At 63.2% G+C, this 26,164-nt stretch carries 26 protein-coding genes; 16 read left to right on the top strand and 10 right to left on the bottom strand.

What is annotated here, in order from left to right; translation table 11 throughout:
- The 6 genes from AAC645_RS16290 to AAC645_RS16315 all read right to left on the bottom strand — a co-directional run.
- A partial coding sequence (locus AAC645_RS16290) for a 1-deoxy-D-xylulose-5-phosphate synthase N-terminal domain-containing protein (RefSeq protein ID WP_340317550.1) occupies window positions 1-383 on the bottom strand: 383 nt, incomplete at its 3' end.
- Between the two features lie 47 nt (window positions 384-430).
- The gene (locus AAC645_RS16295) at window positions 431-907 is read right to left on the bottom strand and encodes a Fur family transcriptional regulator (protein WP_340317551.1); all 477 of its coding nucleotides are present in this window, start codon (window positions 905-907) and stop codon (window positions 431-433) included.
- A 62-nt stretch (window positions 908-969) separates the two neighbouring features.
- Window positions 970-1,338: a MerC domain-containing protein gene (locus tag AAC645_RS16300; RefSeq protein WP_340317552.1), complete on the bottom strand. Its 369-nt coding sequence runs from the start codon at window positions 1,336-1,338 to the stop codon at window positions 970-972.
- 78 nt (window positions 1,339-1,416) lie between these two features.
- Window positions 1,417-1,956 carry a molybdenum cofactor guanylyltransferase gene (gene mobA / locus AAC645_RS16305; RefSeq protein ID WP_340317553.1) on the bottom strand — a complete coding sequence of 180 codons (540 nt, stop codon included), beginning with the start codon at window positions 1,954-1,956 and terminating at the stop codon, window positions 1,417-1,419.
- Window positions 1,953-2,735, bottom strand: coding sequence for a formate dehydrogenase accessory sulfurtransferase FdhD (fdhD, locus tag AAC645_RS16310; RefSeq protein ID WP_340317622.1), 783 nt, complete (start codon window positions 2,733-2,735; stop codon window positions 1,953-1,955). The genes mobA and fdhD overlap by 4 nt, the downstream gene beginning before the upstream one ends.
- Before the next feature lie 136 nt (window positions 2,736-2,871).
- Entirely contained in the window at window positions 2,872-3,690 is an 819-nt protein-coding gene (locus AAC645_RS16315) for a trypsin-like serine peptidase (protein WP_340317554.1), read from the bottom strand.
- Window positions 3,691-4,099: 409 nt separating this feature from the next.
- Here AAC645_RS16315 and AAC645_RS16320 point away from each other — a divergent pair, with 409 nt between their 5' ends.
- Complete coding sequence (locus AAC645_RS16320) at window positions 4,100-6,808, top strand: adenylate/guanylate cyclase domain-containing protein (RefSeq protein WP_340317555.1); 2,709 nt, start codon at window positions 4,100-4,102, stop codon at window positions 6,806-6,808.
- Between the two features lie 51 nt (window positions 6,809-6,859).
- Here the strand turns inward: AAC645_RS16320 and AAC645_RS16325 are convergent, their stop codons facing one another.
- Window positions 6,860-7,096: a hypothetical protein gene (locus AAC645_RS16325; RefSeq protein WP_340317557.1), complete on the bottom strand. Its 237-nt coding sequence runs from the start codon at window positions 7,094-7,096 to the stop codon at window positions 6,860-6,862.
- A gap of 100 nt (window positions 7,097-7,196) precedes the next feature.
- On the opposite strand from AAC645_RS16325, the gene AAC645_RS16330 reads away from it, so the two are divergent.
- Window positions 7,197-8,462, top strand: coding sequence for a DUF763 domain-containing protein (locus AAC645_RS16330; RefSeq protein WP_340317558.1), 1,266 nt, complete (start codon window positions 7,197-7,199; stop codon window positions 8,460-8,462).
- A gap of 109 nt (window positions 8,463-8,571) precedes the next feature.
- Here AAC645_RS16330 and AAC645_RS16335 read toward each other — a convergent pair whose 3' ends face one another.
- The 3 genes from AAC645_RS16335 to AAC645_RS16345 are packed head-to-tail and all read right to left on the bottom strand — an operon-like array spanning window position 8,572 to window position 11,573.
- The gene (locus tag AAC645_RS16335) at window positions 8,572-9,630 is read right to left on the bottom strand and encodes a phosphotransferase (protein WP_340317559.1); all 1,059 of its coding nucleotides are present in this window, start codon (window positions 9,628-9,630) and stop codon (window positions 8,572-8,574) included.
- Window positions 9,627-10,805 carry an acyl-CoA dehydrogenase family protein gene (locus AAC645_RS16340; RefSeq protein ID WP_340317560.1) on the bottom strand — a complete coding sequence of 393 codons (1,179 nt, stop codon included), beginning with the start codon at window positions 10,803-10,805 and terminating at the stop codon, window positions 9,627-9,629. The genes AAC645_RS16335 and AAC645_RS16340 overlap by 4 nt, the downstream gene beginning before the upstream one ends.
- 12 nt (window positions 10,806-10,817) lie before the next feature.
- Window positions 10,818-11,573 carry an SDR family NAD(P)-dependent oxidoreductase gene (locus AAC645_RS16345; RefSeq protein ID WP_340317562.1) on the bottom strand — a complete coding sequence of 252 codons (756 nt, stop codon included), beginning with the start codon at window positions 11,571-11,573 and terminating at the stop codon, window positions 10,818-10,820.
- 64 nt (window positions 11,574-11,637) lie between these two features.
- On the opposite strand from AAC645_RS16345, the gene AAC645_RS16350 reads away from it, so the two are divergent.
- From AAC645_RS16350 to AAC645_RS16415, 14 genes are all read left to right on the top strand, one after another.
- On the top strand, window positions 11,638-12,318 hold the full coding sequence (locus AAC645_RS16350; RefSeq protein ID WP_340317563.1) for a GntR family transcriptional regulator: 681 nt from the start codon (window positions 11,638-11,640) through the stop codon (window positions 12,316-12,318).
- Window positions 12,319-12,365: 47 nt separating this feature from the next.
- Window positions 12,366-13,100: a TorF family putative porin gene (locus tag AAC645_RS16355; RefSeq protein ID WP_340317564.1), complete on the top strand. Its 735-nt coding sequence runs from the start codon at window positions 12,366-12,368 to the stop codon at window positions 13,098-13,100.
- A gap of 15 nt (window positions 13,101-13,115) precedes the next feature.
- Window positions 13,116-13,907, top strand: coding sequence for a hypothetical protein (locus AAC645_RS16360; RefSeq protein WP_340317565.1), 792 nt, complete (start codon window positions 13,116-13,118; stop codon window positions 13,905-13,907).
- Between the two features lie 241 nt (window positions 13,908-14,148).
- Window positions 14,149-14,805: a response regulator gene (locus tag AAC645_RS16365; protein WP_340317566.1), complete on the top strand. Its 657-nt coding sequence runs from the start codon at window positions 14,149-14,151 to the stop codon at window positions 14,803-14,805.
- A 175-nt stretch (window positions 14,806-14,980) separates the two neighbouring features.
- Window positions 14,981-15,367, top strand: coding sequence for a DUF1801 domain-containing protein (locus tag AAC645_RS16370; protein WP_340317567.1), 387 nt, complete (start codon window positions 14,981-14,983; stop codon window positions 15,365-15,367).
- Between the two features lie 617 nt (window positions 15,368-15,984).
- Entirely contained in the window at window positions 15,985-16,977 is a 993-nt protein-coding gene (locus AAC645_RS16375) for a helix-turn-helix transcriptional regulator (RefSeq protein WP_340317568.1), read from the top strand.
- A 138-nt stretch (window positions 16,978-17,115) separates the two neighbouring features.
- Window positions 17,116-17,901, top strand: a complete 786-nt coding sequence (locus AAC645_RS16380; protein ID WP_340317569.1) for a hypothetical protein — start codon at window positions 17,116-17,118, stop codon at window positions 17,899-17,901.
- A gap of 24 nt (window positions 17,902-17,925) precedes the next feature.
- The gene (locus AAC645_RS16385) at window positions 17,926-18,384 is read left to right on the top strand and encodes a hypothetical protein (protein ID WP_340317570.1); all 459 of its coding nucleotides are present in this window, start codon (window positions 17,926-17,928) and stop codon (window positions 18,382-18,384) included.
- Window positions 18,365-19,078: a C39 family peptidase gene (locus AAC645_RS16390; protein WP_340317571.1), complete on the top strand. Its 714-nt coding sequence runs from the start codon at window positions 18,365-18,367 to the stop codon at window positions 19,076-19,078. The genes AAC645_RS16385 and AAC645_RS16390 overlap by 20 nt, the downstream gene beginning before the upstream one ends.
- Window positions 19,079-19,786 carry a hypothetical protein gene (locus AAC645_RS16395; RefSeq protein ID WP_340317572.1) on the top strand — a complete coding sequence of 236 codons (708 nt, stop codon included), beginning with the start codon at window positions 19,079-19,081 and terminating at the stop codon, window positions 19,784-19,786.
- A 26-nt stretch (window positions 19,787-19,812) separates the two neighbouring features.
- On the top strand, window positions 19,813-21,141 hold the full coding sequence (locus tag AAC645_RS16400) for a transporter family protein (RefSeq protein ID WP_340317573.1): 1,329 nt from the start codon (window positions 19,813-19,815) through the stop codon (window positions 21,139-21,141).
- A 220-nt stretch (window positions 21,142-21,361) separates the two neighbouring features.
- Window positions 21,362-23,074, top strand: a complete 1,713-nt coding sequence (locus tag AAC645_RS16405; RefSeq protein WP_340317575.1) for a PAS domain S-box protein — start codon at window positions 21,362-21,364, stop codon at window positions 23,072-23,074.
- A gap of 391 nt (window positions 23,075-23,465) precedes the next feature.
- Window positions 23,466-23,651 carry a hypothetical protein gene (locus AAC645_RS16410; protein ID WP_340317576.1) on the top strand — a complete coding sequence of 62 codons (186 nt, stop codon included), beginning with the start codon at window positions 23,466-23,468 and terminating at the stop codon, window positions 23,649-23,651.
- Between the two features lie 229 nt (window positions 23,652-23,880).
- On the top strand, window positions 23,881-26,136 hold the full coding sequence (locus AAC645_RS16415; RefSeq protein ID WP_340317578.1) for a putative bifunctional diguanylate cyclase/phosphodiesterase: 2,256 nt from the start codon (window positions 23,881-23,883) through the stop codon (window positions 26,134-26,136).
- Window positions 26,137-26,164 lie beyond the last annotated feature (28 nt).

The raw sequence follows: 26,164 nt of genomic DNA on the forward strand, positions 1-26,164 counted from the left end.
GCCGAGATCGACGTGGAGCTGTGCGCCGCTCCGAACGGGTCATATTCGCTCTCGGAGCGCTTGGTGAAGCCCGACAGTCCGCCAGGCTGGCGCAGCGTGCGGATACGGTCGCGCCGGCCGGTCAGGATCTTGTGCGGATAGGCCTGGTGCCCGACGTCCCAGATCAGCACGTCGCGCGGCGTATCGAAGACATAATGCAGCGCGACCGTCAGCTCGACGACCCCGAGCCCGGCACCGAGGTGCCCGCCGGTGACCGACACTGCCGAGATCATCTCTCGGCGCAGTTCGCCGGCGAGCTGGGTAAGCTGGCCTGGCTTGAGCTTCTTCAAGTCGGCGGGGGTGCTGACACTATCAAGCAACGGGGTCACGGGACGGTCGGTCATCCTGCTCGCCTTAACGCCATTGCCGGACCGTAGCTAGCGGAGATACGTCAGGCGAGGTCGCCCTCGGAACAATTCGCGCAGCTCCCGCGCACCTCTATAACCGGGCGCAGCCGCGAAAATCCGGCCTTCTCCGCCGAGCGCCGGACTGCGCTGGACAGGCTGTCGTCGTCGACATGGCTGACCCGTCCGCAGGCATCGCAGACCAGGAAGATGCAATCATGCTCGCAGTCGGGATGCGCATTGGCGATATAGGCGTTGGCGCTCTCCACCCGGCGGGCGAGGTTGGCCGCAACGAACACATCGAGGATGCGATAGACGCTGTTGGCGGCAACCCGACGACCGCTCGACCGCGAGACCGCCTCTGCCAGGTCATAAGCGGAAGCAGGGCGCTCGGCCGAGCTCAGCGCCGCGAATATAGCCGCGCGCATCGGCGTCCACTGCTCGCCCGCCCGTTCGAACGCGCGTCGCGCGGCGTCCGCGAGCGACTCGCCTTTGTGAATGTGGTGATCATGTGCGGTGGCCATACGGCCAATTTAGAACTTACTGGCCCAAACGGCAACGACCGTGAGCCCGATCGACCAGCGCGTCAGCTATGGGCACGGCCATTGAGCAGATGCGCCGTCGCAACACCGCAGACGCCGAGCATGGTGAAGCCCGCTTCCAGCAGCCCGTGCGGCACGCTCAGGGCGGTTGCCATCAACGCGATTCCGGCGGTCCCCACGATCATCGGTACGCGCCGCCGATGCTGCAGATAGCCCCGGCCGAGGCCGGCAATCGCCAGCACGATGGCCACGGCCAGCCCAATCTCATGGATCGCCGGATGGAGCAGCGCACCGCCCGCGGTCGCGAGCATGGTCACCAGGATGACGCTAGCCGCGCAATGGGCGAGACACAGCGCCGACACGCCTATGGCGAGCCGGTCGAACAGGTCACGTGCGGGGGCAAAGCGGATCACGATTCTTCCTCTCGACCGGCCAAATGGCACGGCTGGCACAAAGATACAATATATCATTTCGAGGATTGGATAACCGCGTCAGCGCTCAAGGGGCAATGCGCCGATGTCAGCCGGCTCGTTGATGTTGGGCAGCGCCGGCCAGTCGATCGCATCGGCGCCCACCGATGCCGCCCACGCCCGGACAGCATGTTTGCGGTCTTCGCTCAGAAATACCTCGAGTTGCGGCGCGAGGGCTGCGGGCCAATAGCCGATGACGGGCAGCCGGGCGACATAGCTGGGCCCGGATGACATGCGAAGCCGATCCAGCAGCGCCTCCGGAAGCAGCGGCGTGTCGCAGCCGACGCACAGCACGGCAGCAAAGCCGTGGGTCGCGGCATGATGAAGCGCGGCATTGAGCCCGGCGAGTGGCCCCATCCCCGCGGCCGGCCGGTCCGGGATCGCGAGCGCGCCGCCGCCATAGGGCCGGCCGCAAAGCACCAGATCATCGACCAGCGGCCGCAGCGCGTCGAGCGCATGTTCGACCAGCGGCTTGCCCTGCCACAACGCCTCGGCCTTATCCGACCCGAACCGGCTCGATCGCCCGCCGGCGAGGACCGCGCCGAGCAGCCGCCGGCTCATGACGCCACCAGCATCGAATCCGGCCGGGCCAGCACGACCAGTCGCAGCCCAGCCTCGCGGGCGCGCTCAATGGCCAGCGCGGTCGGCGCGGAGACCGTAACCAGAGTCGGGCAACCAGCCAGCACGGCCTTCTCGACCAGTTCGAAGGAGCAGCGCGACGAGAGCAGCGCAAAGCCGCCATTCCACAGCATGTCTGCGCGCAGCATCGCTCCGATCACCTTGTCGAACGCATTATGCCGACCGACATCTTCGCGGACCAGAACAACCTGCCCATCGCGATCGCACAGCGCCGCGGCATGGACGCCGCCGGTTTCGGCGTTCAGCGGCTGGTGGTCGCCGAGCGCGGCAAGCGCGCCGAATATTGCGGCAGCTGCCGGGGGCTGCCCCACCTCGAGCCGCGGCAAGGGACGCAGCGCCTGCTCCAGATTCTCGATACCGCAGAGGCCGCACGAGGATTCCGAGATGCGGTGCCGCACCCGCTCGACGGCAAGGCCGGCCCGGGCCTCGGTGAGCGTGATCCGGACCAATATGCCGCCCTCGACCGCATGGGTATCGACGTCGAGGATATCCCCCGGCGCTTCGATCAGCCGTTCGGCGCAGCTGAAACCAAAGGCCAGGTCCTCGAGATCGGCCGCGCTCGCCATCAGCACCGCATAGCCCAGGCCATTATACTCGATCGCCACCGGCGTCTCGTCCGCGACCTGCCGATCCACGCCCGAGGCTGCGCCGGTTGCCGCGATCCGCACGAACGGCCGTTGCAGCGACGACCGCAATGTCATGTCTCGATCGGGGGGTGCGGTAACGGCATCGTCATATCCCAGCGCCGCACAATGACGGCGACAGGGTTGCATGTAGATCAGCCGCCCACTGGCGTCACTCGCCATTCAGCACTTGCTATTGCCGCCGTGCGCCAGATCAGGGCCGCATCGTGCCCGTCGTGCCGGCTTCCGCCAGTTGCAGTGCTCGATCGTCTGCGCGATCGGCCGCCACGGCGGCGATGACCGCCAGTATATCGGCATCGAACTTAAGCCCGAAGTTCACGCAGCCTTCGACGCCTGCACAGGCATAGCCCAAGTGCAGGCCGATCGGCGCGCCGCCCCTTGCCGAGTAATAGGGGCCGCCCGACGAACCGGAGTCGGAATCAACCGAGCTCGCGAACAGCCGGGACGGATCGGATATGCGTATCCCGCCGGGGCCGTAGCGTGCCATGCCGAAGGGGAATGGTCGCGCTGCGCCGGCGCTGGTCCGCGCGTGGCGATCCGCTGCATCGGCGGGAAAGGAGACCAACAGCACGGCGGCCGGAGCCTGCCGGTCCCCTGCTGCAATGACCGGGATGGCTCCGACTGCCATTGCGTGGTCGAGTTTCAGCACGGCGAAGTCATGGGCACTGTCGTTGCGATAGCGCTTCTGGTGCCACGGCGACCGGGCATAACGGATGCGCGCGGCCTGCCGAACGGTGCCATCCGCGTTATATAGTCTAAACACGCACCCGCGCGGATCGATGGCATTGTCGCCCGCATAGAACAGGTGCGCCGCCGTCATCACGGTGTCTGCGGATCCGACGACCCAACCGGTCGCGTCTTCCACCGAGGCCCGACCGTCGGCGGCGCGGCATGTCAGACGCCCGACTCCCTCGAATTCCGCTGGCGTGTCGATCGGGGCCGAGAGCCGGCCGAGGTGCATGGCTCCCGCGGGAGCGACGAACTGCAGCGAGAACGCCAGCAGAAGCAGCATCGATAGCAACTTCCGATGCAACCACACCGACAATTTGCACGCCAATCCAACAATAGGCATCTTGGAACCCTGCGGTCAGGATATCCGGGCAGACAAACACACCCATCCAAACGACCGATGAAGCAACATCGCCTATCTCATCTACGGATAAATAGATAAATCATCGTAAATCTTCATAGCTGCCGGCTGTATTTGATGGTTAACTTCAAGGTTACTACACAATATCATATCTTATTGAGGATATATCTGTTGCCACGATGGCCGACGCGAAGCTGTGAAACTCCTCTGGACAAAGCCTTGGCTGCGGCGGCAAACCAGCGCCGGGAAGGCTCGCAATGGGGGCAGCCTTCAGGGGACCAGGGACGAAGGAGAGGCACGGCAACATGAACCGACCGCTCCGCCCGCTATAATGACCGAACTGAAGTCCATCTCTGCCGGCAGCGCTACGCCACCGCCCGGGCGGTCCTCGGCGCGCGCGCTGTTCTGGCGGCTGGTCTGGCTATACCAGGGCGGCTGCACGACGGCGATCGTCATCACCCTGGCGCTGGTGCTGTTCGGGCTGGAGTTCACACTGCGCCAGTGGATCATCATGCTCGTCATGATGCCGATCGTCGTCGCGATCTATAATCTCAGCGACGTCTATCTGATCGTCCGTCATTTCCGCCCGATCGATAAGGCGTTGCGCGCGCTGGACAGCGGCGTGAAGCCGCCGCCCGCCGTTATCGCGGAAGCGGTGGTCCGGGCGCTCAACCTGCCCTTCTACTCCTTCCTGCGCGTCACCTTCCTGCACGGACCGATGGTCACCGTGCTGGTGTGTATCGTGCTGCCGATGGGCAACCTCGTCGTCGGTGCCGGCTACCAGATGTGGCAGGTGACGGTATTCGCCGCGACCACGCTATTCTTCGCCTCGCCGACCCATGCGATCTTCGAATATTTCGGTGTCAGCCGAACGCTGGTGCCGACCATCGTCCGGCTGTCGCAGGCCCTGGAAGGCGGCCTTCCCACCGAATATCAGCGCCAGCTCGTCGCGATCCGGCTGAAGAGCAAGCTGCTCTACCTGACGATCTTCGTTGCCGCCCTGCCCCTGATCTTCTTTGCCGCATCGATCATCTTCAAGGTCCAGCGGATGTTCGTGCAGCAGGGCATCGAACCCAGCGTTTCGATGATGATGCCTTTCTATGTCTGGATCACCGGCGTCGTCTGCATCTGCATGCTCGGCTCGGTGATGATGGCCCTGCTGACCGCGCATGAGGTGTCGCGATCGGCGAGCCAGCTGATCGACGGGATGCGGCTGGTCGAGCGCGGCGAGCTCGACCAGGTCAAGCTCGAGGTGGTCTCGACCGACGAATATGCCGATATCTTCCGCGGCTTCCAGCATATGCTCGAAGCGCTGCGCGAGGAGCAGCTGATCCTTGAGATGAGCAACGACCTGGCCGGCGAGCTACAGCTCGAAATCCTGATCGCCCGGATCATGCGCGCGACCACCGAGCTGCTCAACGCCGAACGCTCCAGCCTGTTCGTCTACGACCGCAAGACCGACGAACTCTTCTCGCTGTTCGCCGAGGGAGACCTGATCCGCGAAATCCGCCTGCCGTCGAACCGCGGCATCGCCGGCGCCGTCTTCACCAGCGGCGTCCCGGAGAACATCGCCGATCCCTATTCCGATCCGCGCTTCAATCCGGAGGTCGACCGCAGCACCGGCTTCACCACCCGCTCGATCCTGTGCCAGCCGATCTTCGACAAGCATGGCGGACGGATCGGCGTCACCCAGATCCTCAACAAGCGCGACGGCTCGGCCTTTTCGAGCAAGGACGAAGCGCGGCTGCGCGCCTTCTCCGCGCAGATCGCCGTCTGCCTGGAGAATGCCCGGCTGTTCGACGACGTGCTCTACATGAAGAACTACAATGAGAGCATCCTGAAGAGCACCTCCAACGCCGTCATCACCTTCGACGAGGATACGCGGATCGTCACCAGCAACGAGGCCGCGCGCAAGCTGATGAACGCGTCCGACGGGCTAATCGGCACCAGCGCCCGCGATGCATTTTCCGGCAAGAACGCCTGGATTGCCGAGCGGGTGGAGCGCACCGATCGCGACCGCGAAGCCTATCTCGCGATCGACGCCGAGCTGGTCGGCGACGACGGCAACGCCGCCTCGATCAATCTTACCGCCGCACCGCTGCTGGACGCCAACGACGCGGTCATCGGATCGATGCTGGTGATGGAGGACATCACCAGCGAGAAGCGCGTCCGTTCGACGATGGCCCGCTACATGTCCAAGGAAGTCGCCGACCAGCTGCTGGAGGCCGGCGAGAGCGAGTTGATCGGCAAGGACCAGACCGTCTCGATCCTGTTCTCCGACGTGCGCGGCTTCACCACCATCGCCGAAGCCATCGGCGCGCGCGAGACGGTGGCGATGCTGAACAGCTATTTCACCGAGATGGTCGACGTCATCTTCGAGCATAAGGGCATACTCGACAAATATATCGGCGATGCCATCATGGCGCTGTTCGGCGCGCCGTTCGCCGGCCCGAACGACGCGGACAACGCGATCGCCACCGCGAACAAGATGCTCGTCGAGCTTGCGTCGCTCAATCTCAAGCGGACCTCGATGGGCGAGAAGCCGATCGACATCGGGCTCGGCATCAGCACCGGCGATGTGATCGTCGGCAATATCGGCTCGATCAAGCGCATGGAATATACCGTGATCGGCGACAGCGTGAACCTGGCCTCGCGGCTGGAGGGCGCCAACAAGGTCTATGGCTCGAAGATCCTGTTCTCCGAATTCACCCATGCCCGCCTCGCCTCGCCAAGCCTGACCCGCGAGATCGATCTGATCCGCGTGAAGGGCAAGGACTTCCCCGTCGGAGTGCATGAATCGCTCGGCTACCGCGCGGCCGAGATAGACCGGGGCCTCGGCGCGATGCTCGAACATTACGCCACCGGCTTCGCCGCTTATCGCGCGCTGCAATGGGGGGATGCCGAGCAGGCGTTCCTGAAGGCGCTCAACGCCATGCCGGGCGACGGCCCTTCGGCCATGTATGTCGAGCGATGCCGCGCATTCGCGGCGACGCCGCCGGGGGTGGACTGGGACGGCGTCTGGACGCTGACATCCAAATAGCAACCAGGCCAGGCCGGCCCGGCGATCCGTCGGGTCGGCCTGCGGATGGTCTTACTCGGGCAATCCGAAGTTCTTGGGCCGGCCGAAATCGGCCGCGCCGCCCTGCGCACCCATGCCGCCCTGATGGCTTGCATCTGCGTCATCGACCGCGCTCGCCATGGCGCGCCGTCGGCGTATCTCCAGCCGCTGTGCTTCGGTAAGGTTTGCGTCGTCCACGCCGTTCTCGGCAGGTCCGCCGGCAGCGGCGCCGGCTTCGGACGGGCGGTTGGGCAGGTTGTCATCGGCCATCGTCATTCTCCTTCGTGTCGAAAAACGAAGGGCACTGCTCGCTGTTCCTTGGATCCGCCGATGGCTTGCGATCGTTCGCGCTTCGTTCTATTCTCGCATCATGGCCCAACGTGCCGGCAGTGCCGATCTTCCCCTCCATGGTGGCCGCGTGCCGGCCTGGCTTGGCCAGCGCATGGCCCGGCTCGGCGCGGTGATGACCCAGGCGATCATCCACCATTATGACCGCGACGAGTTCCTGCGCCGGCTGGCCAACCCGTTCTGGTTCCAGTCGTTTGGCGCTGTCATGGGGATGGATTGGCATTCCTCCGGCATCACCACCAGCGTGTTGGGCGCGCTGAAGCGCGGCCTCGCGCCGATGCGCGGCGAACTCGGCCTTCATGTCTGCGGCGGACGCGGAAAGCATAGCCGACGCACGCCCGAAGAACTGCTGCTGGCAGGCATGCATAGCGGCTTCGACGGCGCGGCGATGGCGCGCACCAGCAAGCTCGTCGCCAAGGTCGACAGCGCCGCGGTTCAGGACGGCTTTGACCTTTATCTTCATGGTTTCATCGTCGCGAACGACGGCGCCTGGGTCGTGGTTCAGCAAGGCATGAACGACGCAAGCCGCCGGGCCCGGCGCTATCACTGGCTGTCCGAAGGTCTGGAGAGTTTCGTGGACGCGCCGCATGCGGCGATCGAGGGGCGCGGCGGCGGCGAAATCGTCAACCTTGCCGATCGTCGTGCGGCGGCCTCGCGGACATCGCAGCTCGATCTGCTCGGCAGCCTCGGCCCCGATGGGATCGCAAAGGAGGCCGCCATCCTCCGCCGGTCAAACCAATCGCTTGCCGTCAGCGCCCAGCCGCTGCTGCCGCATCTCGTCCTGCCGGATCACCATGACGTGCGATCGGAGGATGTGGTGATCCGCCGCCTGCACGGCGCGCTCGCCGCCGCGACAGAGGCCGGGCCGCGGGATTTTTCCGAGCTGCTGCTGGTCCCCGGCATCGGCGCCCGCACCGTTCGCTCGCTCGCCCTGGTTGCCGAGGTGGTCCATGGTGCGCCGTGCCGCTTCACCGATCCAGCGCGCTTCTCGCTCGCGCATGGCGGCAAGGACGGCCATCCCTTCCCGGTACCAACCAAGGTCTATGACAAGACGATCGGGATTCTCAAATCTGCAGTCGAGGCGGCGAAGCTCGGCCAGGACGAGAAGCTTGGCGCGATCCGCAGGCTCGACGCGCAGGCCCGCGCCTTGGAAGCAACGGCGGACGGCCCGTCCTTCGAGGCGTTCGTCGCCGAGGAACGGCGGCAGTCGCACCAGTTCGGCGGCCGTTCGATATTCGGATGGGAGTCGCCTGCATCGATCCGGCGCGTGAGGCAGGTGAAGCAATAGCGAGCTCCCGCGAACGCATGCCACGCAGGGCGGTGCGCCCCAGGCTTTTCACAAGCCGGGATCATGCCTGGCATGAGGCTATCGCCTGGAGCAGCGCGGAAGAAGCCACTTACGCCTCCGCCTGCGCCCAGGCGATCTGCGCCAGTTCGGGAAAGACGCGCGCGCGCTCGGCCGCCTGGGCCGAAGCGGCGGTGCCGCGGATCACCCGGCCCTTGATGCCGTGGAAGATCGCAGCGAGGCGGAAGAAGTTGAAGGCCGTGTAGAAACGGTAGCCGGGAATCGAAACGCGACCGGTCCGCGCGCAATAGGCCGCGATATACTCTTCCTCGCTCGGCAGGTTCAGTGCCGCCAGATCGGCGCCGCCCAGTCCGGCGACGATGTGCGGCGGCATCTGGTACATCATCGCATTATAGGCGAAGTCGGCGAGCGGATGCCCCAAGGTCGAGAGCTCCCAATCGAGCACCGCCAGCACGCGCGGCTCGGTCGGATGGAAGATCATATTGTCGATGCGGAAGTCGCCGTGGACGATGCTGGTCTCTTCGCCTGGCGGGATGTTCGCCGGCAGCCATTCGATCAGCCTGTCCATGTTCGGATCGCGTCCGGCCTCATGATCCTCGAGATATTGGCGCGACCATCGACCGATCTGCCGCTCGAAATAATTGCCGGGTTTGCCATAGTTGCCGAGGCCCACCGCGGCATAGTCGACGCTGTGCAGCGCGGCGATCGTGGCGTTCATCGCATCGAAATAGGCCGGACGCTCCGCGCGAGGCACCTCGGGCAGGGTCGCATCCCAGAATACGCGCCCCTCGACCATGTCCATCACGTAAAACCATGTGCCGATGACGGCATCATCGGTGCACAGGCCATAGACGTGCGCGACCGGAAAACCGGCCTTTTCCAAGCCCGTGAGCACCTCGGCCTCGCGCTCGACCGCGTGCGCGCCCTTCAGGATCTGCCCGGGCGGCTTGCGGCGCAGCACATAGGCCTTGGCGGGCGTCACCAGCTTGTACGTAGGGTTGGACTGTCCACCCTTGAACTGCTCGACGCTCAGCGGCCCCTGAAATCCTGCGACATTATCCGTCATCCAGCGCGCGAGGCTTGCCTCGTCGAAGGCGAAGCCGGCGCGGACGGTCGTCGTGCCGCTATTCTCGTCCTGGCCGGTGCTCATAGCGCATGCCCCTGAGCATGCTCGCGCTTGATTGCCTTGGCGAGCGACCATTTGTGCACCTCGGTTGGACCATCGTAGATGCGGAAGGCGCGGATTTCGCGGAAGATCTGTTCGACGACAGTATCGCCGGAAACTCCGGTGCCGCCCATCACCTGGATGCAGCGATCGGCGACGCGATAGAGCGCCTCCGACACCGCAACCTTCGCCATCGAACTTTCGATCGTTCCGAGCGAGCCGCCGTCGAGCACGCCAGCGCACCAGTCGACCATCAGTTCGGCTTGCTTGAGCTCGATCCGATTCTCGGCGAGCATGAACCCGACGCCTTCATGGTCGATCAGCTTCTTGCCGAACGCCTCGCGACGGCAGGCATATTCGGTGGCGATCTCCTGCGCGCGGATGCAGCAACCGAGCCAGCGCATGCAGTGCGACAGCCGCGCCGGCGACAGCCGGATCTGGGCATATTTGAAACCCTCGCCGCTGCGTCCCAGCATCTGATCGGCCGGCACACGCAGGTTATCGATCGTCACCACTGCGTGGCCGCCGGGCATCGAGCTGTCGATCGTGTCGAGCAGCCGCTCGATGCGGATCGCAGGGTCGGGCAGGTCGACCAGGAACATGCAGGCGCCGCCGGTGCCATCCGTGGCTTCGGACTTCGCCATGACGATGCCCACCTTTGCGCCCTGTGCACCGGTGATGAAGGCCTTGCGGCCATTGACGATCCAGTGGTCGCCCTCAAGCCGGCACGTCGTCTTCATCATCGACGGGTCCGAACCGGCACCGCCATCCGCCGCGGGCTCGGTCATGAAGAAAGCCGACCGACCCTCCCCCGACACCAGCGTATCGAGGAACTTCGCCTTGAGCTCGGGTGATCCGATCTTGCCGATGAGGTACATATTGCCCTCATCCGGCGCCATGGTGTTGACCGCGACCGGGCCAAGTGGCGAAAGGCCCGACTTTATCAGCACGATCGCGGTTTCGCGCTGGGTGAGGTGCGATCCGTCGTCCAGGATATGCGGGGTCATCACCCCCGCCGCCCGCGCCTTGGCGCGCATCTCCAGTACGAGGTCCTCGGCTGGACCATGCCCGCCAGCGCGCGGGTCCTTCTCGTAGGGAATGACGGTCTCCCGGACGAACGCCTCTACCTTCGCCGCGATTGCATGAGCGCGTTCGGTCATTGTGATTTCCTTCTAAAGCGAGCTGAGCAGATGGCCGCCATCGGCGACGATGATCGATCCGGTCATGTACGACGATGCGTCGGAGGCGAGCAGCAGCAGCGGGCCGTCAAGTTCGGACACCTCCCCGGTGCGACGCTGCGGAATGCGTTTGAGTATCGCCCTGCCCGTATCGGTCTCCCACACACCCTTGTTCATGTCGGTCGCGATATAGCCGGGGCAGATCGCATTGACCCTGATGTTGTGGCGGGCGAGTTCGAGCGCAGCGACCTTCGTCATCTGGATCACGGCCGCCTTCGAGACCGAGTAGGTGGCGAGGCGCATGCTCTGGCGCAGTCCCAGGATAGAGGCGATGTTGATGATCGAGCCGCCCTTGCCCCGCGCTATCATCGCGCGTGCTGCAGCCTGAGTCAGCAGGAACATGCCCTTCGCGTTGGTATCGACCGTCGCGTCCCAATCGGCCTCCTCCTGATCGAGAAACGATTTCTCGATAGCGATCCCGGCATTGTTGACGAGAATGTCGACGGCGACGAGCAGCGGCGCAACTGCGGAAATGCTGGCTGGGTTCGATACGTCGAGCGCAACGGCGCGGCAGCGGCCGCCCGCCGAACGGATCTGCTCGGCCACCTCTGCGAGTGCCTCCTCCCGCCGTGCGGCAAGGATCACCTCGGCGCCGGCACCCGCCAGCACGCTGGCAAAACGGGCACCAAGACCTGCCGAAGCCCCCGTCACGAAGGCCGTCTTGCCGTCCAGGTTCAACAGATCCGCCATCCCGCCCCGCTACGACTCTCGATTTCCATCGACTATAGAACAGGATTGTGGAACAATCAACGTCATGATGTCCAGTGAACCGCTACCTGATGACGATAACTGGCATGGCGCCGAGCCGGCCGGCTCGGCGCGTCGGGTCTATCTTGGCATTCTCCAGGACCTGGAATCAGGCCGGATGGTGCCGGGCCAGCGGCTTGCCGAAACCGACCTCTCCGCTCGCTTCGCCGTCGGGCGCAACGCTGTGCGCGAAGCGATGCAGCACCTTGCGGCCCGCGGTGTCGTCGATCTCAGTCGGAACCGCTCGCCCGCAATCCGCCAGCTCGACCTGACCGAGAGCCTGGAGGTGCTCGACGTTGCGGAGGCCATGACGCGGCTCGCGGCGCGCGCGGCAGCCACGCGGTACCAGCCCCGCCATGCCACCCAGCTTCAGGCGGCGATCGATGATCTGGTCGGAGCTGCGGCGGATGAGCCGCCGGTGTTCAGCGGCGCGCGCCGCAGCTTCTATCGCACCCTGCTGCTGATCGGCGGCAATCGCGAACTGCAGCGGCTGTTTCCCGCGATCGGCGTTCACATCATTCACGCGCAATTCCCATCGGCCAGGCTTCGCGGCATCCGCATTGCCGACTATCGCGCGATCGCCGCAGCCGTTGCGGCCGGCGATGCCGCCACCGCGGAAGACGCCGCGACCGCCCATGTCGATGCCGTGCGCGCCGTAGTGCGGGAACTGGCCGCCGGACGACGCTAGACGAGAAGCAGGTTGCAGCCACTGCAGCGGCAGGCCATAGATCCCCCATGCGGGGGCACATCACTTCATTGCTGGCAGCGGCAATCGCGCTCATGCCTGTCGCGGCTCGTGCCGAAACGTCCGCCGAAGCGGAAACCGAAGCGCGGACAAAGGCCACAGAATCGGCCGCCCCGATCGCGATTTCCTATAATCTGGCGATCGTGTCCGACTATCGCTTCCGCGGCCTCAGCCTCACCAACCGCGATCCCGCAGTCCAGGGCGGGGTCGATGTGGTGTTCAGCTCGGGCTTCTTTGCCGGCACCTGGGCGTCGAACATAGCCGATTATGGCGGTTCGAAGATCGAGATCGACGTCTATGCCGGCTATGGTGGCGAGTTGGCGGGCCTCAGCTACTCGGCAGGCGCCTATGCCTATCTCTATCCGGGCGGCAACGACGTGAACTATGTCGAACTGCAGTCGACGCTTGCGAAGACGGTCGGCCCGCTGACGACGACGCTCACCCTTGCCTACACGCCGGACCAGTCGAACACCACGCGCGACAATTTCTATGCCGGGCTCGGTGCGGACGTGGCGGTCGGCAGCCTGCCGCTGACGGCCTCCTTCGCCGTTGGTCGCGAAAATGGCGGCTATGATGAAAAGTGGGACTGGTCGGCGGGCCTGACCTGGAAGCTCGATCTGCTTGAAATCTCGGCCTCCTATGTCGACAGCAACTACAAGGGCGAGCTCGAAGCGGGCCATAATGGCGGCGCCGGCGCGGTGCTCTCGGTCAAGGCCACCTTCTAAGGGAGCTTGCGAGCCATGGTCCGGCTGTTCCTTTCGGTCGACATGGCCGGTTCCACCCAGTTCAAGGCGCGGTTCACCGATGGTGGCAGCTGGCTGAACACCTTCCGTACTTTCTTCACCAATTTCCCGCTGATGCTGGCCGGTCAGATCGGCTTCGCGTTCCTGGAGGAGGGCGACACCCCCTCGGTCGAGGTGTGGAAGGTGATGGGGGACGAGGTGATCTTCGTCGCCTCGCCTGCCAGTGCCGAGGAACTGGTCAACCTGCTGCTCGCCCTGTTGCGCACGATGAACGCCTATGAAGAGCGCTATTTCCAGGATCTTCCGCTGCGGCTGAAGGGAACCGCATGGCTGGCTGATTTCTCCGGGCCCAATATCGAACTGGAGATCCCGGAACTGTCGGGCGGCGACGGCATCCGGGCCATGGACTTCATCGGACCGGACCTCGACCTCGGCTTCCGGGTCGGAAAGTTCGCGCGCCCGGAGTGCCTGGCGCTGTCGTTCGACATTGCCGACCTGTTGCTCGGCGCCGCCAATGCAAACCAGATCGCGCTGTACCTGATCGGCGCCGAGGAGCTGAAGGGGGTGATGTTCGGCAGGCCCTATCCGATCATCTGGATGCTCGAGGCCGGCGGCGGCTTCAACTTCATGCCGTGGGAGATCGAGCAGTGCGCGCATATGGCCAAAGCCAGTGCGATGCTGCCCACGCCGTTGTCCGAGATCGAGCAGATGATCGGCGATATGCGCCTTTACCTGCGCAAGATGCACGGGGTGCAACGACCGCGATTGACACTCGGCATCGTAGAATAACCGCCACCGAAACGATGCTGCAATTGCGAATGTTTGCGGCGATACTGCAAATGAACTGCTCCATCGACTTTATTATACTAAAGTCTCATAGCGGTTTCTACCTATAGACAAAAGTATAAGCAGTATCTCGGCTAATATTCATGAAAAATTATGATATTTCGCACATTTAAGAGGGACCAGGTTATGCAGCCTTCCCGCATAAAGTGGTGATGATGACGGGGTAACGTGGGAATTCATCGGCATGGCACCAATAAACGTCCTTATCGTCGATGATTCCCTCGTTATTCGTGCTATGATGACTGGCGTTCTCGAAAAGGACAAAGGTTTAGCAGTAGTTGGGGCGGCGTCCTGTGCCTCAGAAGCTGCACGAATATTGTCCGAGACGATTGTTGATGTTGTAACGCTGGACATAGAAATGCCCGGTACGAGTGGCTTAGAGTATCTTCAAACGCTTACCAGGAAACGCATCCCGGTAGTCATGTTGTCGGGTCACACCGCAGACGGATCCGGTGCGCGCGAGCAGGCCCTCGAAAGAGGGGCTTATGCTTGTTTCGATAAAGCAAACGCGGTTCGCGATGCTGGCCAACTTCTGAAACTGATCAAGGAGGCGGCACAGCACAGGCCGGCACCGGCGGAGACCGAGCAACAATCCAATAGCCAACACAGCGTCGCCAGTATGGCACTGGTTGAGCGCCTGATCGCCGAACACGGGGACGGGCTTGTTAAACTGATCGCCGAGCGCGTAGGGTTTGCGACGCTTCAGGGCGATACGGCGGAAATGGCCAAGTGGGTCGCCATTTCGCGAAGGGTGGACGAGGTGTTGAAGAATCCGGCAAGATCGGACGGCAGAGCCGGTATGCCCCAATCCCTTTATTCTCCATCCCTCGGCCAGGCATGATCCTCGGTCGGAAAATCTCCAGCTGATCGGGGCGCCAGACCTCTTCTGCTTTTCCTGCCCTCCATACCCGCACCGCGCCTCTCGTCAGCGGCGCCAATTCGCCGCACTCGATGAAGGTTGATCAGCGCCCAGCTGACCGCCTATCGTCGTGCTCGAAAGTCATACGAGCACGATCATGTCCGACGAAAGCCAATCTCCATCGCAGATGATCGACCATAGGATCGAAGAGCTGGGCGACTGGCGCGGCGAGATGCTGTCCCGGCTTCGCGGCCTGATCAAGCAGGCCGATCCCGAGATCGTCGAGGAGTGGAAGTGGCGAGGCGTCCCCGTCTGGTATCACGACGGGATGGTCTGTACCGGCGAGACCTACAAGCAGGTCGTGAAGATGACCTTCGCCAAGGGCGCCGCGCTCGACGACCCCTCTCGCCTCTTCAACGCCAGCCTTGACGGCAACACGAGGCGAGCGATCGACTTCCGTGAAGGCGATGCGATCGATGAAGACGCGCTGAAGTCGCTCATTCGCGCCGCCGTGACGCTCAACACGTCCCGCACCCGCCGCTGAGGTCGCCTGGCAGGACTCCAGCCGTTGCTGACATTGCCGGTGCTCGGCAGGCCAACCGGCTGGATAGCGCTCGAGTGAAACGCCCTTGGATCGCGAGCCGCAAGAACGGGCAAGAACCGAACGATGCGCGCACAAGCAGGAACGTGATCGGGTGCGGCGTGCGCCTGAGCGGCATAATCCCGGCGATGGTCAAAATCATTCGGTCTTTATATCACAAGCTTTCACGAAATATTGCTGGGATAATATGACGAATTCGTCAAGGCGAATTTGCCATAATTTGTGCATAGATGACTCGGCAGAAGTGCTGCGATGTAGATCGAGTTTCGTTTCGTCTCCGGAATCATAATACAATAATCTTCCTCCAATTCTCCATGCACTATCCATCTTAGTCGTTCGTGCAGCATAATGATTATTTCATCATAATTGCCATTCAAGTACGAAGATTTGGCCATGATCAACGCGCGGGGCTGACCGACGTGGAATCCGAAAGAGTCAGGAGGAAAGACTTGCGGCCAGCCTCCATCGTGCGCGCCGAGGACCTTTCAGCGGAAAGCCTGCTCCACCTGGTTGCGCGCCACATGGACTGTCAAATGGCGGTGTTGAGCCAGCACAAAGCCATGAATGAACATTCCGAGGTTCTGGCTATTTTCCAGATGACCGAGGCCATGGCCGGCGGAATCGCTCGTTCGATCCAGCGGGCCGCGCCCTTCGACTATTGGCTCGCAGGATCAAGCGCACCTTCATCCTCGCAACTCGACATCGAAAGCGAATATCTGCCCGAAGGTCGGCGCAACGCTCGGCGGTTCACCTTCGTCTGTCCGGTCGACCCTACCTGCTTTCTTGCGCTCTCCGTATGCCGCTTCGATACCGATAAGGGGCCGGAGCAGATATCGGCAGCGCAGGAGATCCATGGCTGGGTCGACGGCCATATCAGGCTGTTGTGGAAGTTGAAGCATGATCGTGGCCGGGCAGAGATGTTCGCCCAGGCGTTCGACCTGTTCGATTTCGGCACTTTCCTTTTGGACGCGGACGGCAGCATCCTGTTTGCCAATGAGCGGGCGCGGCACCTGCTCGATCGTGGGGATGGCCTGCGTCGCGCCGGCCAATCGGTAACAGCAGCCGATTTCGACACCGCAGTTCGCCTGCAAACCGCCATCCAGCACCTTTCGCGCATCGAACATGGCTCCGCTTCCGAAATCGCCGGGCCGTCGCTGATGCTCATCCGCCGTGCGAACCCCGGGCCGCTGGTGGCGATCCTCGCACGGCTCGCCGATATCGAATCCGGCAATGCTGCCGCTACCACCGCGCTCTATGTACTGGATCCCGAGATCGACACCGGCCCGCTCGGCATGGCGCTGTGCCGCGCCTATGGGCTGACCGCAATGGAAGCGGGACTGGTAGTCCGGCTCGTAAGAGGGCTGACGACCGACGCCGCAGCGCGCGAACTGCGTATCCAGACCCAGACGGCACGCGCTTATCTGAAACAGATATTCTCCAAGACCGATACCCACCGCCAAGCCGATCTTGTGCGCCTGATCCTTGGAGGCGTGGTCCGCATCCGCTCGGTAGCCGCTTTCGGCTCAAATGGGGGTAGGGAATCCCGCTATTGAGGCCAAGCGCACACTCATGTGGGGCTAAGTCGCTCAATTCCGGCAGGTTATGAGTGCAGCGCTGCGACATCGATAGAGAGGGTACCAACAAGGGAAGGGTGTCGCCGATGGCCCTGTTCGAAGCGAGAGGAAACACTCATGAAACATGTCCTGCTATTGACTGCCTCGGTCGGCGCATTGTCGCTCATGGCGAGCGCGGCGCCCGCACAACCAACCGACGTCGGCGGAAGCTTTGCGACGGCTGACAACGGCGCCACCGCTACATCGACCGACAGTTCGGTGGATACCACGACCGACAACTCGAACTCGAGCGATTCAGGCGGGCTGGGTTCGGCCAATAACGGCGGCACGTCGAGCCTTACCGTGGACGCCAGCGACAACAGCGATAACAGCGACAACAGCGACAACAGCAACTCGAGTGACAACAGCAACTCGAGCGACAACAGCGACTCAAGCGGCCTCGGCTCCGCGAACAATGGCGGCACGTCGAACCTTACCGTGGATGCCAGCGATGCCAGCGACAACAGCGACTCGAGTGGCATCGGTTCGGCAAACAATGGCGGCGTCGCCTCCACCACCTACAATACGCTGACGACGACATCGTCGCTTGCCGGTTCGGTGACCGGCGGCACAGTCTATTTCTGGCAGCCGTCTGCCGGCGGCGGTGCCGGCAGTGGCGGCGATGCATCGACCGGCCTTGCCGATAATGGAGGAACCGGAGGGGCTGGCGGCACAGGCGGTGCCGGCGGCGCTGGCGGCGCCGGTGGGTCTCCAGTGATGTCGTGGGATGCCGAGTTCGACAACGGCGCCTTCTCGTCCTTCGCTGGACTGAACGCGATGAACGTCAACACCGGCGTCTTCGCCTCGCAAAATGCGAGCATCAACGTGGGAGCGAACGTCGGCACGTTCAACGCAGGCCCGTAAACGATCGAAAGACCGGCCGCTCTGGTGGCGGCCGGTCTCTTTTCGCCGCTCAACGCGAAGGAGAAGACTCCCGTGGCCTGCTCTCATTCCCTCATAGCCGGCATTCTGATTACGAGCCTGCTTCAGGCCACGCCTGTTATGGCAGCCGACAGGTTTACCCCGGCGCGATCGCCGCAGGAGCTTTCACACGGGCCGACTATCGAGCCCTCCCCGCCGTTCGCCAGCGTCGCCATTGCCGACGACGCCCAGCTCTCGGTCGTTACGGGCATGGCGGACATCAAGGCCATTCAACAGACCGCGAACGTCGCCAATACCAGTACCGTCACCGGCAACATCATCAATGGCGACCCTGTGACGGGCACGATTTCGATCGACGGGGGGTCGTTCAGTGGCTTCAACGGACTGGCATTGGTCAGCGCCAACACTGGTAACAATGTCTCGATCAACGCGGCGATGAATGTTAATGTCGCGATCCAGCAATAGCGCGGCCTGCCTGTTCGCGATCGCGATGATGCTGACGGCGTGCGCGGACCGGACGGTGCCGCGGATCGGCAGCCACCTCAGCCTGGCTGCAGGCGATTATGCCTTGCCGGTCAAGAGCATGGCAGAACGTCGATATCTGACCGTCGTCCGCCAGAAATATGATTTCAGTTGCGGATCCGCGGCGCTGGCGACCTTGCTGCGCTACCATTATGGCGACCTTCAGAGCGAGCGGACGATCTTTCTCGGCATGTGGAAAGAGGGCAACCGCGAAAAGATCAGGCGGCTCGGCTTTTCGCTGCTCGACATGAAGCGTTATCTCAACGCGCGAGGCGTCAAAGCCGACGGGTATCTTGTGACGCTGGCGGACATCGAGGCGACGGGAGTCCCCGGCATCGCGCTGATCGACATCAAGGGGTACAAGCATTTCGTCGTGATAAAAGGGGTGGCCAACCGCGAGGTTTTGGTCGGCGATCCATCGCTCGGCATCCGGCTTATCGATGCGGCCCACTTCCAGGCGATGTGGAATGGTATCCTGTTCGCGCTCGGCGACGCGGTCGATCGCGGCAAGCGCAGTTTCGGGCGTGATGAGGAATGGGCGCTGGTGGCGCGCAGCCGCGCGCCGATGATGATCGAACCCGCGAGTCTGCAGGCGCTCGCCCTCACGCGTGCACCTGCCTACCCGGTCGAGATGTAGGTGGCTGTCGCGACATCATCGCGCGCCAGGCGATGGTGGATCTGGGGCGGTCTGTTGCTGGTCAGCTCGGTGAGCCCTGGCCTGGCGCCTGCTCTGCAGGCGGCCAACCCGCCCTTCCCGACCCGGCTGCACATCGCCGACGATGCCCTGGATCGCGTGCGCGGCGGCTTTGTCCTGCCTAACGGAATGGACGTCTCGCTGGGGATCGGGATCGAGACACGGTTGAATGGTGTGCTGGCGCTGCGAACCGAGCTGACGACCGGCGATGACGGGATCCCGATCGTGTTTTCCGGCACCGGCGGCACGCCAGCCGCTCCTGCGGCAGGTGGCGGGACCACTACCACGATCCCGGGCGTGGCGGTCGTCCATGTCGTCGAAGGGACCGCCAGCCCCGCCGAAGCGACCGCGGGACGACCGGGGCTTGAGCTGACACCGAACGGGCCAGCCCTCTCCACTCCTTCGGGATCGGTACAGCTGATAAAGGATGATATGGGATCGACGGTAGTACTACATGATGACTCTCTCGAATTGCGTCATATGATTGGTAGCTTCACGGGCGCTGTCGTTGCAAACACGGCCAATGATAGAACAATAAATACTGTAGTCACGGTCGATATCGATTTGCATAATTCGGCAGTCCCGCTTGGCAACGCACTGCTTCACTGGGAATCGATTGCGATCGAGGCGGCCAGTCGCTCTATCCGTTAAAAGACGCCGTTACCGGGGAGACATCGATGAGAGGGCTTCCGACAGGCGCGGCGCTGCTGATCGCGGTGCTGGCCAACCAGGCAGAGGCCGGGGGGCGCACATCGGCGCCGAACGGCCTTCCGCCTGACGTGCCCGAACTCGTCAGGCTTCAGAAGCAGATCGAGGCCGAGCGCCAGAACATCCAGGAACAACGCCTGATGCTCGATGCGCAGGAAAGACGCCTTCTCGATCTTGGGGACGCGCTGCTGGACAAGATGCGCGCCGCCGGTGTGCCTGGCTCGCAGTTGACCCCGTCCGGCTCAGTGGCCGAAGCACCGCCCCCACCCATACCACAGCGCGGGGAGGCCGTTTCCAGTGTGGGCGTCAAGCCGGTCGAGCGCCGGCGGGCACAAGAGGTCGCGGTGCTCGCCGAACAGGGCAGCGTGCTGACCAGGGCCGGCAGGATAACGATCGAGCCGACCCTCGAATATGCGCGCGTGGACCGCAATCGCTTCGTGTTCCGGGGGATCGAGGTTCCACAGTCGGTGCTGGTCGGCGTGTTCGACATCAATGAGAGCCGGCAGGATTTGGTGACCGTGGCAGGCGTGGCGCGCTATGGCGTGACCAATCGCCTCGAAATCGGCCTCAAGGTACCATGGGTTTATCGCAACGATGCCTCCGTCCTCGTCCCGCTGGTCCAGAATCCGCCTCAGTCGGGCACAGGCACGATCAATCAATCGGCCGAAGGATCGGGGATCGGGGATGTCGAGTTTCTGGCGCGCTACCAATTGACCAATGGCACCGGGGGCTGGCCGTTCCTGACTGCCAACCTCCAGGTCATCGCGCCGACCGGAACGAGCCCGTACAAGCTGCCGCGCGACGGGCTCGGCAATGCCACCAGGGCGGCAACGGGCTTCGGCTTCTGGGGTGTGGCACCCAGCGTGACCGTGCTCATACCCAGCGATCCGGCGACGCTGTTCGCTGTGCTCGGCTATAATCTCAACTTCGGCAGGGACATCGGCGAGCGCATCAGCGATGCGCAGATCGATCGGGTCGAACCAGGCTCCGGACCCAATTTCACCGGCGGAATCGGCCTGGCGCTCAACGAACGGACCTCGATCAGCTTCGCCTATGCGCATAGCTGGATTTTCCCGACGAAGAGCACGATTCGACCGATCAGCATCCACAACGGCGTTCCTACTGTAGGCGATCCGATCGTCGCCAAAACCCGCAGTCTCCAGGCCGGCCGTTTCCTGTTCGGGATCAGCTACCGCTTGACCGAACGCACCACGATCAACTGGTCGGTCGAGTATGGCCTGACCGATGATGCCTCCGATCTGCGGACGAGTCTCCGTATTCCCTTCACCTTTGATTGAGCGCCTCTCGTTCGCCTGAACGGCCGAATGGGTAGGGAAACCTGGCCGGAGCGCAGTCGCGCCAGACGTCCCCCGCGCTTGCTATTAAGTCGTCCGGGCGACCTTGGCCGACGCCGAAAAGTCCCCAATTGCCGTGCTAGACACATTGGCCCTTTCGGCTCTGGCGGCAGCTAAGCGCGGCTGATAGACAGGCATCTTCCTGTAGAAAGGTGCATTTCAGATGCACAATCTTATTCGCTTTTTCGAGCTCTGCCCCGATCTGCTCATGGTGTCCGATTTGCGCGATGGAATGATCACGCGCGTCAATCCGGCCGCCTGCCGCATGTTGGGCTGGAGCGAGGCCGAGCTGTTGCAGCGGCCATTTCTCGAGCTCATCCATCCAGACGACCGTGATGGCGCCGCGGCGGCGGTAGCGGCAGCGCTGGGGGCGGGCAAGACGACCGTCTGGTTGGAACATCGGATGATCCGCAAGGACGGCAGCCATTTCTGGACCGAGTGGCACGGCGCCTATCTTGCGGGTGAGGAGCTTGTCTACGGTACCGGTCGCGACATCACCGAGCGCAAGCAAGCCGAGGCCGCATTGGCCGCCGCACAGGCCGAGCGGAACATGGTCCTCGAAAGCATCGGCGACGCATTCTATTCCGTCGACGCCGAATGGCGGATCACCTATGTCAATGCCCTGGCTGCGGAGCGGGTGGGCCAGACTCCCGAAACCATGATGGGGCGGCGGCTGGGTGACTTTATTCCCCCAGAAAGAAGGGCCGAACTGGCACCTCAATTCGCCCTTCTGCAACGGGCGATGGCGGAGCGAGAGCAGCAGGATCTTGAGTATTTCAGCTCATCGGAACGACGATGGATATCGGCGCGGATCTACCCGCGTGACGATGGCGGGCTGTCCGTCTATTTCCAGGACACCACGGAGCGCAAGCAGATGGAAGAGGCATTGCGGGCCAGCCGTGCTCACTTCGAAGCAGTAGCCAATCTCGTCCCCGACATGCTCTGGCGCGCCGAACCCGATGGAACCCCGCTCTGGTCCAATCAGGCCTGGATAAACTATTGCGGGTCGCCCGTCGTGATGGTCCCGGATGGCGGGTGGAGCATCTTGCATCCCGATGATCTCGAGGTATCCCGGGGCACTTTTGAAGCCGGGCTTCGGAGCAAACAGCCCGTCATCTTTGAAAGCCGCTTCCGTCGTAGCGATGGCGTGTACCGTTTTTTCTTGGTGCGTGTGCAGCCGGTGCTCGACAGCGATGGCGAGGTTACCGCCTGGTTCGGGGCTGGGACCGACATCGACGATCTCAAGCGGTCTCAGGAGCTGCAGGAGCTGCTCATCGCCGAACTCCAGCACCGGACACGCAACCTGCTCGGCGTGGTTCGCTCGCTCGCCGCTCAGACATTGGCGGGCAGCGCCACGCTCAACGACTTCTCCGAAAGGTTCAACAGCCGGCTGGGGGCGCTGTCGCGCGTCCAGAGTTTCCTCTCGCAGGGGTCGGCAATCGGAATCCGCGACCTTCTGCGTGCGGAGATCGCGGCGCACGGGATCGAGCCTGACGAGCCGCGGGTCGTCCTCGATGGGCCGCCGGTCGAACTAGCGGCTAGCGCCGTTCAACCGCTGGCGCTGGCCGTGCATGAGTTGACCACCAACGCCCTGAAGCACGGCGCGTTCGCCACGCCCTCTGGCCGCCTCGCGGTCCGATGGCGGATGGAAGGCGAAGAGAGCCCGTGCCTGTCGCTGGAGTGGCGCGAAAGCGGAGTCGTGATGCCGGATGAGAAACCTCTGCGCCGAGGATTTGGACTTGAGCTGATCGAGCGGAGTTTGCCCTATCAACTGAAGGCCGAAGTAAAAATGATCTTTTCGCCCGACGGCATTGCCTGCAATCTCGTACTGCCGCTTGCTGACACGAATTCGGTCGCGCGCCCCTTGGTTGCCTAGGCCAGCGATGTGGGCGAAGCTGGGTGGATGGGAGTTGCTCATCAGTTTAGCGGCCTATAATCAGTGCCGCTCCGGGACGTACACGTCTTCGGCGACGACGTGCGTTCCACCTGGGCTGTTTCGAAAAGGGACATGGCTGTTCCCAGACGCGAGGGCGAAAGCAGGCGTTTGGCGACATCTGATGACAGGCGAACGACGCCGCGGCCGAGAGAAGATCCAAAACGGACGAAAAAGCAGCGATTGTGTCGAGTTCGCGACATGCTTAACAGGTTTGTTCGAATGTGCTGTAGCGAGGGGGGAGAAACATGCACAACGAGATACTGCGCTATGAAGCGGACGGGCCGCAGAGGGAGAGTCACCTCCACACCGATGAGATCTCCGGACAGGCCAAGTGATCGCCATGGTCGACACATCGAATGGAAGCGCCGCGAAACTGCGCCGAGAAGCGGCAAAGGCACGTCTTCTTGCGCATAACACAGCGGATGAGGAAGAGCGCGAGCGGCTTAGCGCAATCGCTGCAATGCTGGAGCGCGAGGCGGTGGCGATCGATGAGGCATTGAGCGGCCGCGCGAGCTAGAGTGATTTCAAGTCAGGTGGAGTCACCTGGCGGCTCGAAAATCACGGAAAACCACGGCAAACTGGACCCAATCCGGTTCGACCTGAACGGGATCGGGTCTAAGCCGCGTCTGCGAGACTGTCCCGCTCCCGGACAGATAGTTGCATTGGCCAACCCGCCCGATCCGCGTTAGAAGGTCGTCGAAGGGGGCTACAATTTTGCTGACGTCGCTATGCATGGTTTCGGAACCGTGCTGACACAGTTCTTATCACGCGATTACCGTTCGGCGGCATTCGAATGGCGCGAGACGTTCCTTGTCCAGATCGTCCTTCGTACGCTCCTGACCGTCGCGCTTCTCGGCGGCCTGCTGGCCGCGTTCATTCTGATCGCCGCCGGCAAAGCCGATGAATTGTCGATCGACCGGCAGCAACATCTTATCGCGACGGTTATCGAGCAGAATTTTCGCGCGATAGAGCACGACCAGGAGGCATCGACCGTCTGGAACGATGCCGTCGAACAGATGAACGCGCCGGTGCGCAACGACGATTGGATCGACCGCAACCTCGGGATCTGGTTTCACACCTATTACGGGCATGACGAGGTGTTCATCGTCGATGGCGCCGATCGGGTCATCTATGCCATGCGTTCCGGGCGGCGCGAGGTCGCTTCGGTCTATGCGAAATCCATCGGCACCACCGTAACCCCCCTGATTTCCGAACTACGCGGCAAAATGCTTAGCGGCGCCGACACGGGGAATGATGCAACCGTGCTGAGCCCAGGCGCCAGCGACCTGGGCACGGTTCACGGCCATCCGGCGATGATCAGCGTGAAGCCGATCGTTCCCGAGACCGATGATATCGTGCTGAAGCCGGGCAGCGAATATCTCCACGTCAGTATCCGCTATCTCGACCGCAGCTTCGCCGCAAACCTGGCCCGGCGTTACGAGCTCGCCTATGGTCACTTCGCCAGACTGCCTCCCGACAGCTCTGCATACAGGCAGGTTCCGCTGCGCGCCCGAAATGGCAATCTGCTCGGATATTTCGTGTGGGAGCCGTTCCGTCCCGGGACGGCCATGCTCGGTGAGGTGGCACCAGCCCTGATCGTCGCGCTGCTGTTCGTATTCGTGATCGTTGCGTGGCTGCTGCATCGGATAAGCCATCGCACGCTGCAGCTCAGCGCGGCGAAATCGCATGCCCAGCATCTTGCCAACCATGACCCGCTGACCGGCCTGGCCAACCGCGCCCTGTTCGACAAGCGCCTTGGCCGCGGACTGGCCCAACTCGATCTCACCGGTCGTTCGCTCGCCCTGCTCTATGTCGATCTCGATCATTTCAAGAATGTGAACGATCATCTCGGCCACCCCACCGGAGACATGCTGATCCGCGCAATGGCGCAGGTCTTGCTCGATCTCGCGCCCGGCGATGTGGTAGCCAGGTTGGGCGGTGACGAATTTGCGATCATCCATGTTGCCGACGATGCGGCGTCATCGGCCGAGCAACTCGCCCAAAGCATCCATCGGGCGCTGGCCCGCCCGATCGACCTCGGCGATGGCGAGGTGCTGATCGGCGCCAGCATCGGTATCGCGGTAGCGCCGCGGGACGGCCACGATCCGGTCGAGCTGGTCCGCAAGGCGGACATCGCCCTTTATGACGCCAAGCTGACCGGCCGCCGGCGCCACAGCTTTTTCGCGCCGGAGATGGGCGATCGAATCCGCGAGCGCCACGAGATCGAGGCCGAACTGCGCGAAGCGATGCGCGCCGGCGAGGGCCTCAAGGTCGTCTACCAGTCCTATTTCGGTGCCCGATCCGGCGAGATGATCGGCGCAGAGGCGCTCATCCGATGGGACCATCCCCTGCGCGGTGCGATGTTGCCCGAGCAGTTCCTCCCGACCGCGGAAGAGTGCGGGCTGATCGAGACGCTCAACGAGTGGGTGCTCGAACAGGCGTGCACCGCCGCCGCGCGCTGGCCCGCTGGAATGATCTCGGTCAACCTGTCGGCGGTGCAGCTGCGCAATCCGACGCTGGCGGAGCGGATCTATACGATCATCAAGCGGGCGCGGCTGTCGCCGAGCCGGCTCGAGCTCGAGATCGCCGAGACCAGTTTTCTCGAAAGCAGCGAAAAATGCCGCCGCAACCTTGGTTGGTTGCGCGATATCGGCGTGCGCATCGCCCTCGACGACTTCGGCACCGGATATTCCTCGTTCAAGCATCTGCGCGGTTTCGAGATCGACCGCATCAAGATCGACCGGAGTTTCGTCTCGACCATCCAGCTCGGGCAAGGCGGCAGCCCGGTGATCCAGGCGATCGTCGATCTGGCGCGGGTGAGCGGCTTGTCGACGACCGCGGAGGGAGTCGAGACGGAGCAGCAGCGGCTCTTCCTGACGAGCATAGGGTGCGACGCCCTGCAGGGCTTCCTGCTGGCGGAGCCGGTCAGCGCGGCCGATCTGGAGGCGCGCTTACTCAGCGCGCCGCCTGGGCCTCGGCTGAAATCGGAACCGGAAGCGTAGAGCTGTTCTACTCAGGTTAGACCGCCCA

The sequence above is a fragment of the Rhizorhabdus argentea genome (assembly GCF_037861105.1).
Lineage (GTDB): Bacteria > Pseudomonadota > Alphaproteobacteria > Sphingomonadales > Sphingomonadaceae > Rhizorhabdus > Rhizorhabdus argentea.

Bases quoted from the DNA above. Each gene is read 5' to 3' on its own strand.
- AAC645_RS16400 (WP_340317573.1), top strand. From the start codon at position 19,813: ATGAGAGGGCTTCCGACAGGCGCGGCGCTGCTGATCGCGGTGCTGGCC.
- AAC645_RS16365 (WP_340317566.1), top strand. From the start codon at position 14,149: ATGGCACCAATAAACGTCCTTATCGTCGATGATTCCCTCGTTATTCGT.
- AAC645_RS16335 (WP_340317559.1), bottom strand. From the start codon at position 9,630: ATGAGCACCGGCCAGGACGAGAATAGCGGCACGACGACCGTCCGCGCC.
- AAC645_RS16375 (WP_340317568.1), top strand. From the start codon at position 15,985: ATGAATGAACATTCCGAGGTTCTGGCTATTTTCCAGATGACCGAGGCC.
- AAC645_RS16315 (WP_340317554.1), bottom strand. From the start codon at position 3,690: ATGCTGCTTCTGCTGGCGTTCTCGCTGCAGTTCGTCGCTCCCGCGGGA.
- AAC645_RS16330 (WP_340317558.1), top strand. From the start codon at position 7,197: ATGGCCCAACGTGCCGGCAGTGCCGATCTTCCCCTCCATGGTGGCCGC.
- AAC645_RS16370 (WP_340317567.1), top strand. From the start codon at position 14,981: ATGTCCGACGAAAGCCAATCTCCATCGCAGATGATCGACCATAGGATC.
- AAC645_RS16320 (WP_340317555.1), top strand. From the start codon at position 4,100: ATGACCGAACTGAAGTCCATCTCTGCCGGCAGCGCTACGCCACCGCCC.
- AAC645_RS16360 (WP_340317565.1), top strand. From the start codon at position 13,116: ATGGTCCGGCTGTTCCTTTCGGTCGACATGGCCGGTTCCACCCAGTTC.
- AAC645_RS16405 (WP_340317575.1), top strand. From the start codon at position 21,362: ATGCACAATCTTATTCGCTTTTTCGAGCTCTGCCCCGATCTGCTCATG.
- AAC645_RS16340 (WP_340317560.1), bottom strand. From the start codon at position 10,805: ATGACCGAACGCGCTCATGCAATCGCGGCGAAGGTAGAGGCGTTCGTC.
- mobA (WP_340317553.1), bottom strand. From the start codon at position 1,956: ATGAGCCGGCGGCTGCTCGGCGCGGTCCTCGCCGGCGGGCGATCGAGC.
- AAC645_RS16390 (WP_340317571.1), top strand. From the start codon at position 18,365: ATGTCGCGATCCAGCAATAGCGCGGCCTGCCTGTTCGCGATCGCGATG.
- AAC645_RS16350 (WP_340317563.1), top strand. From the start codon at position 11,638: ATGATGTCCAGTGAACCGCTACCTGATGACGATAACTGGCATGGCGCC.
- AAC645_RS16355 (WP_340317564.1), top strand. From the start codon at position 12,366: ATGCGGGGGCACATCACTTCATTGCTGGCAGCGGCAATCGCGCTCATG.
- AAC645_RS16380 (WP_340317569.1), top strand. From the start codon at position 17,116: ATGAAACATGTCCTGCTATTGACTGCCTCGGTCGGCGCATTGTCGCTC.
- AAC645_RS16295 (WP_340317551.1), bottom strand. From the start codon at position 907: ATGGCCACCGCACATGATCACCACATTCACAAAGGCGAGTCGCTCGCG.
- AAC645_RS16325 (WP_340317557.1), bottom strand. From the start codon at position 7,096: ATGGCCGATGACAACCTGCCCAACCGCCCGTCCGAAGCCGGCGCCGCT.
- AAC645_RS16345 (WP_340317562.1), bottom strand. From the start codon at position 11,573: ATGGCGGATCTGTTGAACCTGGACGGCAAGACGGCCTTCGTGACGGGG.
- fdhD (WP_340317622.1), bottom strand. From the start codon at position 2,735: ATGACATTGCGGTCGTCGCTGCAACGGCCGTTCGTGCGGATCGCGGCA.